At 58.6% G+C, this 13,754-nt stretch carries 16 protein-coding genes; all 16 read right to left on the bottom strand.

Annotated elements, in window-relative coordinates; translation table 11 throughout:
• Positions 1-44: 44 nt before the first annotated feature.
• Complete coding sequence (locus VMH22_06440) at positions 45-482, bottom strand: arsenate reductase ArsC (protein HTW91331.1); 438 nt, start codon at positions 480-482, stop codon at positions 45-47.
• 117 nt (positions 483-599) lie between these two features.
• Positions 600-2,303, bottom strand: coding sequence for a PQQ-binding-like beta-propeller repeat protein (locus VMH22_06445; protein ID HTW91332.1), 1,704 nt, complete (start codon positions 2,301-2,303; stop codon positions 600-602).
• A 130-nt stretch (positions 2,304-2,433) separates the two neighbouring features.
• On the bottom strand, positions 2,434-3,249 hold the full coding sequence (locus tag VMH22_06450) for a J domain-containing protein (GenBank protein ID HTW91333.1): 816 nt from the start codon (positions 3,247-3,249) through the stop codon (positions 2,434-2,436).
• A gap of 230 nt (positions 3,250-3,479) precedes the next feature.
• Entirely contained in the window at positions 3,480-3,821 is a 342-nt protein-coding gene (locus VMH22_06455; protein ID HTW91334.1) for a type II toxin-antitoxin system PemK/MazF family toxin, read from the bottom strand.
• Complete coding sequence (locus VMH22_06460; protein HTW91335.1) at positions 3,821-4,057, bottom strand: hypothetical protein; 237 nt, start codon at positions 4,055-4,057, stop codon at positions 3,821-3,823. Before VMH22_06460 ends, VMH22_06455 begins: the two co-directional genes overlap by 1 nt.
• A gap of 296 nt (positions 4,058-4,353) precedes the next feature.
• Positions 4,354-5,631: a hypothetical protein gene (locus tag VMH22_06465; protein HTW91336.1), complete on the bottom strand. Its 1,278-nt coding sequence runs from the start codon at positions 5,629-5,631 to the stop codon at positions 4,354-4,356.
• A gap of 141 nt (positions 5,632-5,772) precedes the next feature.
• Complete coding sequence (locus VMH22_06470) at positions 5,773-6,381, bottom strand: hypothetical protein (GenBank protein ID HTW91337.1); 609 nt, start codon at positions 6,379-6,381, stop codon at positions 5,773-5,775.
• Positions 6,382-6,671: 290 nt separating this feature from the next.
• Entirely contained in the window at positions 6,672-7,523 is an 852-nt protein-coding gene (locus VMH22_06475; GenBank protein HTW91338.1) for a hypothetical protein, read from the bottom strand.
• A 106-nt stretch (positions 7,524-7,629) separates the two neighbouring features.
• A complete protein-coding gene (locus tag VMH22_06480) occupies positions 7,630-8,646 on the bottom strand; it encodes a hypothetical protein (GenBank protein HTW91339.1) in 1,017 nt (338 codons plus the stop codon).
• Positions 8,643-8,804 carry a hypothetical protein gene (locus tag VMH22_06485; protein HTW91340.1) on the bottom strand — a complete coding sequence of 54 codons (162 nt, stop codon included), beginning with the start codon at positions 8,802-8,804 and terminating at the stop codon, positions 8,643-8,645. The genes VMH22_06480 and VMH22_06485 overlap by 4 nt, the downstream gene beginning before the upstream one ends.
• 57 nt (positions 8,805-8,861) lie before the next feature.
• Positions 8,862-9,518 (bottom strand): hypothetical protein, encoded by a 657-nt coding sequence (locus tag VMH22_06490; GenBank protein HTW91341.1) that lies wholly within the window; start codon positions 9,516-9,518, stop codon positions 8,862-8,864.
• Between the two features lie 84 nt (positions 9,519-9,602).
• The gene (locus VMH22_06495; GenBank protein ID HTW91342.1) at positions 9,603-9,788 is read right to left on the bottom strand and encodes a hypothetical protein; all 186 of its coding nucleotides are present in this window, start codon (positions 9,786-9,788) and stop codon (positions 9,603-9,605) included.
• A gap of 78 nt (positions 9,789-9,866) precedes the next feature.
• A complete protein-coding gene (locus VMH22_06500) occupies positions 9,867-10,571 on the bottom strand; it encodes a hypothetical protein (protein HTW91343.1) in 705 nt (234 codons plus the stop codon).
• 18 nt (positions 10,572-10,589) lie between these two features.
• On the bottom strand, positions 10,590-12,395 hold the full coding sequence (locus VMH22_06505) for a hypothetical protein (GenBank protein ID HTW91344.1): 1,806 nt from the start codon (positions 12,393-12,395) through the stop codon (positions 10,590-10,592).
• 1 nt (position 12,396) lies between these two features.
• Positions 12,397-13,080, bottom strand: coding sequence for a restriction endonuclease (locus tag VMH22_06510; GenBank protein ID HTW91345.1), 684 nt, complete (start codon positions 13,078-13,080; stop codon positions 12,397-12,399).
• A 15-nt stretch (positions 13,081-13,095) separates the two neighbouring features.
• The gene (locus tag VMH22_06515) at positions 13,096-13,392 is read right to left on the bottom strand and encodes a hypothetical protein (protein ID HTW91346.1); all 297 of its coding nucleotides are present in this window, start codon (positions 13,390-13,392) and stop codon (positions 13,096-13,098) included.
• Between the last annotated feature and the right edge of the window lie 362 nt (positions 13,393-13,754).

Here is a 13,754-nt window from a genome sequence, read left to right on the forward strand (position 1 = left end):
CACGGAATTGTCGAGCTCCGATTGGCCTGGAATCGTCAATTACCTCAGGCCAACGGCTGATGGTTGTCGGGCTGGCCGACTGCCAGCAGCCCGAACTGCCCCAGCAGACCGGTCACCTCCGAACGTATGATATCCCGCACGCGACGGTACTCCTCTATGCCTTTGCCGTACGGGTCGGGGACATCCCAGCGAATCTCCTTTGCGCCGGGAACCATCGGGCAGGTGACGGTGCAGCCCATCGCGACCATGTAGTCGTACCCGGGACCGGGCACGTCCCGGAACCCCTTGGGGTGCATGGCGGAGATGTCGATGCCGATTTCCTTCATGACCTCGATTGCGTGCGGGGAGACACTTTCGGCGGGTTTTGAGCCGGCACTCACGCAGTCAACTTCCGGGCCGAGCACGCGGCAGAAGGCCTCGGCCATCTGACTCCGGCACGAGTTCCCCACACAGGCGAAGAGGATTCTCACTACTTCTCTCACTTTCTCCTTCTCGCTTGAGAAGAGAGGGCACCGAGATTCAACCGGGTCGCACGGCCATCGCTTGCTTGACCCTCAAGGGCTCGCCGCTTCTCTTGCGCAGCCAAGGTCAGGGCGAGGTCAGCGCTTTGCTCCAAAGCGGCCGCTGTTCCCGATATCGTGGTGGAACTTGGGCCAGGACGAGCCGGCGAGCGTGCCCTTCCCCTTGAGCGCGTAGAGGTAGCCGTCCCAGCCGACAAAGTAGACCGTTCCATCCGGACCGATCGTCGGAGCAGACTCAATGCAGGAACCGGTCGGGTACTTATATAGCGGCGTGCTGTCGGAACCCAGTGCGTACAGGGTGTCGTCGTCGGACCCGAAGTAGATGGTTCCGTTTGAGCTGACGGCCGGTGACGAGATTACGCCGCCGCCGGTCGCGTACCGCCACTTGATGGTTCCGGAGGGGTTCACCGCGTACAACAGCTTGTCGGTCGAACCGACGTAGATGGTGCCGTCGGGTCCAATTGAGGGCGAGGCCTCGACCTGACCGCTGGTCAGCACGGTCCACTTGAGGCTGCTGTCGGGGTTGAGAGCGTACAGCGAGCCGTCGAACGAGCCGAAGTATATCGTGCCGTCGGTTGCGACCGCCGGGGATGAATGGACGTGGCCGCCGGTCAGGTAGCGCCACTTTAGTGCGCCGCTTGCGGTCAGCGCGTAGAGGTAGTTATCATAGCAACCGACATAGACCGAGCCGTCAGGCCCGATCGCCGGCGAGGAGTAGATGAAATCTCCGCCGGGGTAGGCCCACTTCACAGAGCCGGCCGTGTCCAGTGCATAGATGTTGCTGTCTTTCGAGCCGAAGACAATGGTGCCGTCGGCCGTGATGGCCGGGGATGATGGGATTTCGCCGTGTGTACGGTAGGTCCACTTGAGGGCGCCGTCGGGCCTGACGGCATACAGATTGAAGTCGGTGGAACCGAAGTAAATTGTCCCGTCCGCGGCGATGGCCGGGGACGACCGTATCGGCCCCCCGGTTGTGAAGGTCCACTTGAGCGCACCGTCCTTCTTCACCGCGTACAGGTTGCCGTCCTGCGAGCCGACGTAGATGGTGCTGTCAGGGCCGATGGCCGGCGAGGACACGTTGCTCGACGTCACTCCGCCTTTGATCTGGGTGCGCCAGAGCCGCAGCGTGTCCCCGGCATTGACGACCTGTACCGCGTGCGCGTCGGACCAACCGGAGAGATTGAGCTTGCGGTCCCGTGCCTGAGCGGCGACATTGTTGCTCCCGATCGCGGACCACGTGTGGTCCATCGCCACCGATTCGCTGGCTGGGACCAGGGAACTCCAGTCGGAGGTGTCGTTGTAGCCCCAGGCGAAGCGGATAGACACACTGTCGATGTACGGGTCGGTCGCGATCGTCTTGAAAGTGTAGGCCCTGTCCTTCAGGCAGGAGTCCGGTCCGACCGGAACGGACGGTGCGCGGTATCCTACTCGTATCGCGAGCGCCTCAGACCAGCCGGAGGTGTTGAGTTTCTGGTCCCTGGCCTGAGCGGTGACCTGACAGTTTCCCGTGTCCGGCCACGTGTGGGTCAGCGCGATTACATCTCCGCCTGCAAACCACGCCGACCAGTCGCTGGTATCTGAGTTGCCCCAATTGAAGCGGACGGCCACGCTGTCGCCTTCGGGGTCGGTCGCGATCGTTGAGAACGCGTAGTTCGTGCCCCTGACGCAGAGCGGGGGACCGGTAGGAATTGCCGGCGCGGACGGCGGACGATTCTTGCAGGAGGCTACCATCAGCAACAGAACGGCAGAAAAGAGAATCAGTGCGCTACGGGTTTCTGACATCGACGACTCCTTGGACTTGGTGCATTACCAGTCTTATCTCCTGGCTAAGATAATACAGCATCAGCCCTGATGTCAAGCCGGGCCGACCGTCGCACGCCTCCTGGGCAGGACGAAGACCGGCGCGGGGCCGTCACTGACGGCGGGAGCCGGGTTTGGCCATGAGCCATTCCCAGACCTGTGACCCAAGTCCCTTGTCCGGCTTCGACCCGGACGACGCGTCGTCTCCACGCGACCCCGGCAACCGAAGCTGGACGACGTCGGCATGCTGGCCCGGGGACGGCCGCCTCCCACCGTCCAGTCCCGGCGGGAACTTGCCGCGGTTCTCCCGGTAAAGTATATAGGCATACGTTATGAAGAGACCGCTGGGGGAGACTTCAAAACTACCCTCGTAGAGGAACATGATTGCCACCAGCTCGTCGTCGAAAACCGAAACTCGCCGGTCGAGCTTCAGAAAGTCCATGACCTCACGGTACTGCAGGTCAACCAGCCCCCTGATGTAGGCGGAACCGGCCCGGCTGGTCTGGAATTTCCCTATCTTCCGGGTCGCCTTCTGCCGCTCCGCGGCGGTGCGCAGCGAACCCACGAACTCGTTGTACTTCCGGAGGACGCGGTTGACCAGTTCGGGGTCGTAGTACCTGCTCTCCACCTGCGTCCGGGGCGGAGCCGCGGGCGGCGCTGCGCGCGGCTTGACCACGGCCGGGTGCTGGCGGTCCCAGAGCTGCCGCCGGGCCGGGTCACTGAGCAACTCGTACGCGGCATTGATGTCCTGCATCAGTCTGGTTGACGAGCGGTACTTCTCCGGGTCGGTGGCGAAGAGGTCCTGATGGTTCCGCTTGGCCAGTCCAATGTAGGTCTTGCGGATTTCGGCGGGAGTCGCGCCGGGCGCCACGCCCAGGGTCTTGTAGGGATCCTTACGGTCGAACGTCGAGTCGAGGGAGTTTTTCACTTGCCCTCAGGAAGGGAACGGGCTGCGGACATCGGCCTGAGTCTAGAAAAAGGGCAGAAGCTTGTCAAACACGCGGGCATGACCGCCTTCGGCTTGCAGCTCCGATTTCAACGATAGACGACGGACGCGCTGTCGGGCCGCTGAGGCCAAGAACGACGAACCATCTCGCCGTGTGAATAATCACCTGCCGTTCCCCGACTCGCCGACGCGGCTACGACAGATTCCGGTCGCTAGAGCATGCCGGTCGTGAACAGCATCCGGCCTTCAAGCGCAGACAACGCCTCCGGGCTGAGCCTCCCAAGACGGCGGACAAGACGGGACTTGTCCAGCGCCCGCATCTGGTGGCAAAGCGCGACCGAGTCATCGGTCAGCCCGCCTTCAGTTCTGCGTATCAGGAGACACGTAGGTAACGCAGCCCTCCTCAGATTCGTAGTCAGAGGTATGCAGAGAACGGTGCTGGTGATCTCGCTCACCGCGTCGGCCTGAAACAAGATGACCGGCCGCGTGCCGGCCTGCTCAGTGCCGCGAGTAGGGTCCAGATTCGCGAACCACACCTCGCCTCGGGCAGGCATCAACCGACGTCTTCCCGCTTGAGCCCTGCCGTGTAGTCGGCCAGACCTTCCTCGGCGATCTGCCGGTCTTCGGCCGCCGACTCGCGGTATTGCTCGGCCGCCTTAGCGCGGTCGAACACGACCGGTGTGTCATACCGAGACCGGAACCTGAGGAAAGCGAGGAACTCCTCGACCTCCCTCACCTGCGATTCGTCCAACTCCTCAATCTCCCGCAGCAATTGCTCTCTGGCTGTCATCAGTTGCTCCTGTCAGACTCAGATTCTATCGGCAGTCGAGGCGCGGTCAATGCAGCACCATCAGCCCCGTCAGCCGTGGCCCCACAAGCTGGTCTACAAACTGGAACACCTGTGCTTCTCGATGCCTCTCATCTCCGATTCCGACGATGGACGATGGACGCACTGTCCGACAGAGGCCGCTGAGGCCGGGCAGCGATGCGCTGTCAGACAGGGGCTGCCGGAGCCAACGACCCTCGCCGTGTCAATAGTCATTTACTGTGCCCCCCCCGAATTCCTGACGCATCAAGAGTCTTTTGTCACGTCTCCGGAATTACCACGTCTCCGGGATTACGCAGGCACTGCATGATCCGTTCTGTCTGGTACGACGTAGGTCGTCCCGTCCCTAGGCACAGGTGGTACAAACATTCCAGGTCCTGTTCCCCGGGCCTCTGATCTCTAGGCACGAGCCCTAACCGCTTGAAGGCAACGCTGGCAATTCGGGCCGCAGGGGGCACGAAGGGCAAACACAGAGGCAGCACTCCCATTGGCCGCGCAGTAGCGGAGTTCACCATCGATGCTACCGCATACAAGGCAAGGGAGACCGTGATCAGGTCTTTGGAGAGAATCCCAGGTAGAATCGCCTCAAGAAGTTCCATATGAAGAGGACTTTTGCGCGCGACTTCGCTCAGGCGTCGCTTCAATTCGCTTCGCAGCTGTACGTTGAGTGGAAGGTAGCAGAGTTCGCGAAAGGCTCGACGCCGCTCGGGAGAACGCACGAAGTGTAGGTACCGTTTCTCATTCGTGATGGGGGTCAGGCTGTAGATCACTTCGACGACTTCATCGAGGTTCACGCACCGAGCCCGGTCTTTCCCAACGGGGATGGTCGGGAGGTCCAGGCTTACGCCCATCCGCGCGAGGTCCTGCACGAATACTGCATACACCGGGTCCATGGAAGTCGTGCTAGCCCCGCTCTCCTTAATCGCCTCTTGGTGATCAAGGATATCGCGGAGGATCGACTTCTCAGGACGCCGGCCGCGTTCCGCCTCACTCACGATTGCTCTTCTCAATATCCTGGGCGGAAGGCGGCCTGTAGTGAAAAGGGCTCGCAACCTTCGCACAAGCTTGTGGCGATCGGGGCCTTCAAGTCGCTCCTCTGCAAGTTTCCACCCTTGGTCTTCTTCGGCGATTATCACTCGGCGGTTGACAAGGTCCTTGTGTGTCTTGTCATACTCGGCGATCTTCATTATCTCAGTGTCGAAGTTCTTATCCCATGATCGCGCGGGTTCCCAATTGTGGTGTTGTCTGAAGCTCTTGTCCATGAGCCAGTCCCGCCTGGCCATGACCTTCAGGGGACCATCCTCTTGCTCCAGTAGTCGAAGGAAGCCCTTCGGGCTGAGTAGGCTTCGGTTGTCGTCGAAGGCCTTCTTTATCAAGGGATAGACAGGGCCCCATGCGACCGTGCTGGAGGAAACGGTAAGGAGTGCGGCAAGCTGAGCAGGACCTTCTTCCCCGAACTCGTTGGTTAGATGGAATGCACGGGCAGTGGACTTCAAGGTTCGGTCTGCACTCTCCGCCACTGAATCTCTCTTTAGCATTGCTGGGTCACTCCTTGCGCCTTCATGGGCTGGATTCTAAGACCGGATGAACGGAAGTCCATGCCCGCTAGCTGTCGGCCGCAGGCTGTTAGCCGTCGGCTCAGCCGTGTCAATAATCATTTACTGTCCACCGAATCCCGTTCATGGTTCTCCATTGTGCTGCTGGGGCTTCGGAATGCCGACGAACATTGGCGAAGCATAGATCATCCGCGTGCTGGCATCGACAGATTTCACTGTGGCGAGGCCCGCGAACCTACCCCAGCCTTCTTTGAAGGTCGAAAAAGATGTCGTCGTAGTGACCCAGCGAGGATCAATGGACAAATGTAGTGTGTTCGGCCCTAGCCTGGCGTGGACGCATGGGTCACGGGCGACATCTCCCCGCATCTTGAACTTGCCGGTGCGGAAGTCATCTAGGTAAGGAAAGTGCTTCGTACGGAAGCTACACGAGAAGCTGCACGACGTTCCGACGAGGGCGGCGCTTGGCGTGAGACCAGCGCTGAAGGTGATCGCCGCCGGAGCGAGTTCGCTGACAACGCGTTCGAATACCACAAGCGGCCTAGCAAGCTCTATGCCTAGGTCATGGAGGCAGGACATCCTAGGTATGACGTCCGGATCAATGATAACACCACCGACAGCCGCCAGCATCGCTAGCCTTGGTACGTTCACGTAGTAGAGTTGTTCGACGTTGCATCGCCAAGCTCTGCCGATCGAAAGACGCGAGCTGACCCAATTCTCGTGATCGGCTTTCATCTTTCTTAGGTCATCAGCTGTGTAATGTGAGGTAGGTAGGTCCACAAGCGCGTGGTGACTTGGGCAAAGGAGCAGCAAGTTCTCATAGCCGTTCAACTTCTCAGCAGGATAATCACTCGACCATCTTGGGCCACCTTCCCTCCGAGCGATGATGTGGCAGATGTTGCCAACATTGGCGCCAGGTAGCTCGTCGGTCAAGTCTACAGGGCAGTCGGGGAACGCGCATTTGCCGTTTGACCGAGACCAGAGCCGAGCAAGATCCCACCGTCGGTAATCCAAAGACTGATTCTCTACTTCTCGCTGTCTTCTTTGCGTCTGATGGCGTGTCCGACGTGCGCGAGAAGTGCGCTACAGTGCAGCATCGTGGCCTCGGCATCGGCCCTGTCGAAGTACTCAGGACCACCAAGATGATGGGTAGAGATGCTGGTCAGGTTCCAGATCGCAGTTGCAGTTCCATGCATAGAAGCGCGTTTAGATTCGGATAGCTGTTGGCTCAGATGCTGCTCAAGCGTCCTCGCCAGCTTCTGGCCGAAGCCGGGCTTGTCCAGCCCGCTTAGGTCCGGCTTCAATACGATCAGGATCGATTCTAGCGACTTGCGGCAGTGCGACATGACCTTCTCATAGTCGGCATCCAGATAGTAGGCTCGGGCTTGTGCTAGCTCTGCCACGGCTCCGGCGAAGACCTCGGGAGCATGCTTGGCAGGCACCGGCACCTCCAGCAGTTGGATGCGGCCATGGCCGAAACCTGCCAGCACTCTGTTTGTCCAAGTCGAATGGGGTATAGTGAATTCGAGCTGCACAAACGCAGACTCGTAACTAGTGACGAAGGGCTGCGGGCCCTCAGGCTTACCGATATCAAGGTCATGGCTCAGCGCGACCGTGAACCTCAGGTCGCACCGTGCCTTTACGTCACCTCCGGCCCTGACCTTCTCGATTTGCTCTAGTTCCAGTCGGTCCAACGGGAAGTGCGCGCTGAATTCCGTCTCGTAGTCGTGAGCTCGTACGTTGGTCACACGTAAGTCGCAATGGCCCTCGACCGCAGCGGCGCCGATATACAGACTGCCATCGGCAGACAAGATGGTGTAGGAAGCTCCGGTCTTCCCAAGTGGACGCAGTGCGGTCTTGAAGGGGATGGATAGCACGGGATGAGCGGGGCCGCCTATCCCAGTCAGGTGCTCCAACGCAACGACAACCTTATTCTTGGCTTCTCCGCCTACTTGAAGAACATCAAATGACATAGTGCTCCCTTCACGTGATACTTGCTGTTGGAATCCAGACGTTGCCAAGGTATCTGTCGAGTGCGTTCAGATGGACAACTAGCGGGCTTCGGAGAAACAGCCGATAACTGTTCGTAATAGGAGGAGGCAGGTCGAATGCAGAAGTGAGGAGTTTCGCTAAAGCGTCGCCAGCGCCCAGAGAGCAGGCAACGAGCTTGGAGACCAGGTAGAACAGCGAACCGATTTCATTCGGTAGCAGTGCGGCGTTGTAGGCAACATCAGCAGACAGGTAATCGTGAAAGCATATGAACGGTGGTCGGTCGGTGCCTATGCCGGGCCCTCTGTCGGTAACATAGACCGTCTCTGCCGTTTTGCCATGGTGGTAGATGTCGTTTCTTAGTTTCCGGCAGCCCGCGAAGGGTTGCTGGATGTCAGCAAGAAACGTGGCCATCACCCGTGGCAATCCTCGTTCCTCAACTAGGACCTCTATGCCTCTGTCCAACACTTTGCCGAGGCTGTTCGGCAGCCGAGGTTTCCTGCAGGCATCCAAGACGTCGTTCAGCACATCGTACAGAAGTCCGTAGAACGAGAGCGTCAGTCCCATGAAGTACTCAGTTTCAGTGACATAGAACTTAGACGTCTCGTACCGGCCGGCCTGACCCCGCTGGTGCCATTCGAAGTACATCAAGAACTTGGCGAGCACACACGCCATGTTGATGATGTCGCACTCCATGGCCCGGAGTGAGTGAACCACTCTGCGGATCGTCAGCTGATTGGCCAGAAGGTGCAGTAACTCTACGTGGCAGTCGGTCGATGTATCTACGCACGTCTTGCTCCAATACACTCCTTCAACGGGCTTGCCCTCAAACATTCCCATCTTGCCATTGCCGACCGGGACGTAGACCTGGAACTTCCGCTGATCTTCGAGATAGACAGCCCCACTGTACACCGACCTACCATGGGTTACGGCGTTCTCAACGAAGCGGAGCCGCTCTAACTCAGTGCGGGGGATTGTGAAGTCGGCCTGCTGGTCGATGACCTGCTTCACTGGCGCCCCTCGATCGCTCGGACTTCCTCTTCCCTCAGTTCGTACAGCTCGTACACAAGCTGGTCTATCCGCTCATCCGTGGCTGTCATCTGGCGTTGGATGGATTCCTGCTCATGCGGCGTCTTGGCCTGGGGCAAGTCCCTGTGCAGCTTCAGCATTGTTTCGACTGGCTCGACCATCCCATCGGGCCGCGCTAGGCAGAGAGCAGTAGGACATCACCGGCGCCACTCAAACGTAGTTGTGTTCACAAACAGGTCTTTCATCTCGCAGTTCTCGCGGATGGAGTCTGCCAAACGTGCTAGCGCTGATTCCATCTTAGCGATGTTCTCAAGCGCCTGACTTCGCAATTGCTGAAGGTCGGATCTCTTCTGCAGATCGAACGTCTGTGTTTGTATGACACCCTTCTTCTCCAGATCGGCATAACAGTCGGACTCGGGCATGAACTCACGAACCTGCTTGCCCAACTCGGGGAGCGTACGGCGTAGCTTCGGCACGCGTACTCTGTTCTGGTCGAGTACGTCACACCAGAGGCCAAGCGCGACAAACTTGCTGCCAAGGACATCACAGAGTTCCGACCCAGTTCCGGGGTCAAAGATTCTCAGATGGTACACGATCCCCCAGAGATTGCCCGAGAAATTGTCTAGAGCCTCCGCTTGACGCTTGATCGCGAAGGCTATGCCCTTGGCGTCATCACGCTCCTCCATGGCCTCCTCAATTTTCTTCACAACGAACCTTGCTCCCTTCAACATTTCCCGAAGAGAAAGGTAGAGCTCATACATCCGCATGGGGCCTGGCTTGTCTCGTTTGACGTGAGCGTTAGATACCACTATGTCTATGACCTTCGAGACCATCAAGCTCAGTAATTCCATCATCGTGCCACCTCCTGTATGGGCTTCACTGACGACCTTCGGCCCATGCCCCATTGGGGTCTCCCGGACGATCGGCGCATTCTCGGGTCAACGAATCGCACCTTCCACAATCTTGACCTGCTCTTCCGTCAGCCCGTATAACTCATGCACCAGCGCGTCGATGGACTTGTCGGTGGCGGCGATGGTGCGTTTGAGGGATTCATGTTCGTGCGGGGTCTTGGCCTTGGGCAACTGCTTGTGCAAGTCGAGCATCCGCTCCACCAGTTCGACCATCTTGTCATGCCGTGCTCTCCCGCCGCCACGAAATCAGGAAGTGCCTGGCTGTCTTGCCGATGAGAACGATGCGCGCTTTCAGTCCTGCACATCGATGTTGCTCTCGCATAGCTCGCCGAGAAACGACCTGAATGTCTGTATGACAAAGGGCACGAAGGTAGAGTCCAGTTCAACCGTGCCAAATACACCTGCCCTGATACAACCGGGCCGAGACCGCGTGAGTTCAGCGATGACTGTGCGCTCTTGCTCTTCCGAGGTCCTACCACCAGCGTGCGCAATTGCGTTCCTTACATTGCCCAGGTTCCGGATGATGGGCCAAGCCCGGGAATCGGTTGGGAGCCGCAGACCGACCACCTTCGAGAGGTACTCTCTTGCACGCGGCAGGCCTTTGCCCTTCATGTCCTGCGGCGAAACCGGCAGTCCATAACGGTCATACGCCCGGTTGCATAGGTCGTCCAGTGCGGACTCCATGCGGGCATAGCAGATCAAGAATAGTGCTTGGCGAGACATACTAGCGAAGACGGCGTGCGCAATCCGTCTACGCATCTTACGGTCCCGCAAAGAGAGCTTCGCGGGGCGAGCTGGCCTCCCTTGATTGGCGACCTCGGCGAGTTTGCTCTGCAGCCGGGTTTCAAGTGCCGTTTCAAGGAGACCGTTGAGTTCATCCAGATCTGTCAGACAGAAGTCGATGAGGGTCTTTTCGATCTTGCTGTAGAGTTGCCAATCCAGCGACCGATGCAGCTCTGTGGTGCGCTGCCGGGTCACTTGCTCGTGTCGGGTCACGGCACCGGGCGATTGCTGCTATGCACCAGCATTCACAGATGCCGAGTCGAAGAGGTCTCTTGCACTCTCGGTACGACCATTAGCTTCCACGACGGCCCTGAAAGACTGCCAATCATCCTCGGACAGCCTCGGCAAGAGGCCTGTCGCGAAATGGCTGGCCTGTCGTAGAATAGCCGGCAGTGTCGTGTCCGCAACGACCCGGTCAAGTGCTATGCGCATCAACACGTCCTTCGTGTAGGGACGCTTAGCATCAAGGAAGACGAGAGAGCGCAATAGGCGCTGCACCGGTTCGCTGTTGAGCAGGAGCCACGCAAAGACTGCATCGGACTTCCGACTGAAGCCGATGAAGTAGCACGTGTCGTCGAGCATGGTCGGTCTCCCGTCGCAAGGCAGGACCAGCGTGAAACCTGAGCGTCTGTACAGTCCAGAGATCGCGACTTTGTAGGGTTTGAAGGAGTAATCCCCGACCCCGAAGATTGAGAATGGCGGCTTGTCCCGGTAGATGCTGGACTTCCTTTGAGAGAACGCCGTTGCGTTTGCCGATAGGTAGCCGTGCAACTTGGGATAGTCCTTTGCCAGGTGTCCAGTGTCCTCACCGATCCTCATCTGCGTCACTATCAGGAACCGCTCGGGCTTCGCCGCAATTGGGGTGCTCAGGTCGGAACTCTTGAGCAGTCCGAACACGAGGTCAGGCTCTACGTCAAGTTCCGTCCCAAGGCCGTTAACATACCGGCCTTTGTGCGCCCGGAGTTCCATGATGCGGGAGCAATCGTGTTTGATGCCTTGACGCCACACAAAGGGCGACGCGCCATCGTAACGACGGCATTTCTGGTATCCGACAGCGTCGGCTACGAATCGCCCATCCAGCCAGCCGAACGTCCTGTCCGTCTCGTCAGGACAGCCCAAAGAAGACACTCTGCAGATAGGTGACTGAGCATCTGCTCGAAGGCGACACGTGAAGAGCGAGGCTTCGACCGAAGCACCGAAGTGCGACTGCGCGTCTATCCGACGAGATGAAAGTTCGCTTAGGGGATACCTGGTCCTAGGCAGGTCGTACACGACGTTTCGGATCACTGCGTTCTTGGCAAGCATCGCTAGCCAGCCCTTCTGCCGCGAGAACGCGTCGAGCATCTCCAGGATGATGTACTCGCCTATGTCAAAGTTACCTCTACCAGTGATGGCATCCAGTCCCTTCAGTGACTTGAGGTTGCTCTTTCTCGGGAGATTTCTGGAGCCGATGCTGCCCAATTCGGAGTTGGTGACCCATGGCGGATTGCCCAGTACTAGGACTGAGTCTTGGACGCCCAGGGTGTCGGCGATTGCCGCGAAGTCAAACTTGAATACGTCAGCACGGTGAAGGTGTATGCGCGGCCTGTGGAGGGACGGCCTCGCGCTGAATAGTTCGACGAGGGCAAACTTGGTCTGCCAGCAGTAAGGTTCGTGTATCTCGACGCCATGAACGTCCCGCAATGCGGAGAACCGCTGCAGCGCCGAGAGGAGGAAGCTGCCCCGACCAAAGGTGGGTTCGATGAGCACGTGGGGAGCGACGCGTTCTCGTGTCAGACCCACACAGATCGCATCGGCCAGCGGAAGAGGAGTCTGGAAGTCTCCGTATTCCCGTCTATCGTGCTCCGCGGCGACGGAATCTCTTCTTAGGAGCAACTCGACGCATTGCTCATACTCCGACTGGTTCGCGAAGAAGTCCACAATCCCTGTTAGGCGTTCCAGAATCTCGTTCGCCTGCTCACAGCTGCCGGTGTGGCGAAATCTGTCCTCCAAGATGTCGGCGGTCTGAGGGCTCAGCCGGCTGATCGCCGATCTCACACTACTGCTTCTCGGGGTCTCGGATGATTGGGACAATACCCTCGACTGATTCTGCCAACTCGACGACGCGTGAGTACTGCAGCCGCCACTGCAAGGCGTTGGATATGGTGAGATAGCCCTGGTTCGGCGGCGACGATAGTATTTCCTCCGCTAGCTTGGCCATGGTGATCTCGTCCGCCGGAAGATTGCGGTCATTGAGGTACGCTATTACCTCTTCAGCGTTCGCGTGGTTCTCATGCATCTGCCTGAGCGCCTTCGTTGTCTGGTAGTCGGCCGTGCGGTGGGCATGAATGAACGAGCAACTCACGAAGTTGAGCTGCGCGGCTCTCCGTCTGCGATGGTCCGTCTTCTTGTACACGAATACGAGCAAGTTGTAGCCCAAGCCGAATATCTTCTGCCGTGCGTTCTTGAATGGGCAGGATGACTGCGGCTGCTTCAGAGAAGTCACTTTGATATCCGCGTTTAGCGCATCTGACGGCAAGTCGATGCCATTGGCGGAGGATCCGACGTCGCATTCGTACTTAGCCGAAAGCCGGTCCTGGAACTTGTGCTCGATGAACGTACCGACTGCCTTGCCGTCGGTGACTCCGTACAACGATGGAATCAGGACCTTCGATTCACTCTGACAGAAGCTCCGAGCCTCTTCAACGAGCAGGTCGATTGTGAGCCTTGATCTTGGAGCCATGGTACTATGTTATACTCACATTCGGTCTGCTATCAAGGCTGGCCTCAGTCGGGGCGCCGACGTCCGCAATCTTGACTCTTCGTGCATGACGGGCTTGAAGACCTCAGTCAGGCCGGCCTTGTTGGCGACGTCCCAGCCGAGGGACTCATGAGGCGAAGTCCGAATGACGAAGGACGAATGACGAATGGACAGACTCGGACCGGAAGATAGGCGGAGTTGCTCTTCTTTGTAGTCAGCGGACAGGAAGACCTTGCGGTCGCGGGAGAACCGTTCGACAAGGTCGGCCACCAGTGCGGGAGAAGAGGCTCCCATGGAGGCTCTAGGATATTACGCGCGGAAGAGAAGTCAAGCAGACGAGGTCAGAAGCCAGAAGCTAGATCACAGGAACCGAAGGAGCAAGTCAAAAGGCAAAAGCCAAAAGGCAAAACCGCGGACCGGAGCGGACGGCGGACGAGGGAATGGGACAAGCGTAGAGGGGGCGGAGCGAAGGCAGGATTAGGCCGAGAGGCGAAGTCAGACGCGAGAAGCTAGATGCTAGTGTACTGCGTCCTAAATATCTTGACTTATAGTATGGGGTATTGTATGATGGGCCGTGAGCAGGACAGCGGCGGCTATCGGATTATCAGCGGAAGAGCAATTGGTGTTGGATGGTTGGTCGCGGGGCAGAAGTCTGC

It is taken from the genome of bacterium, from assembly GCA_035505375.1.
Classification (GTDB): Bacteria; Hydrothermota; Tepidihabitantia; order Tepidihabitantales; family Tepidihabitantaceae; genus UBA2258.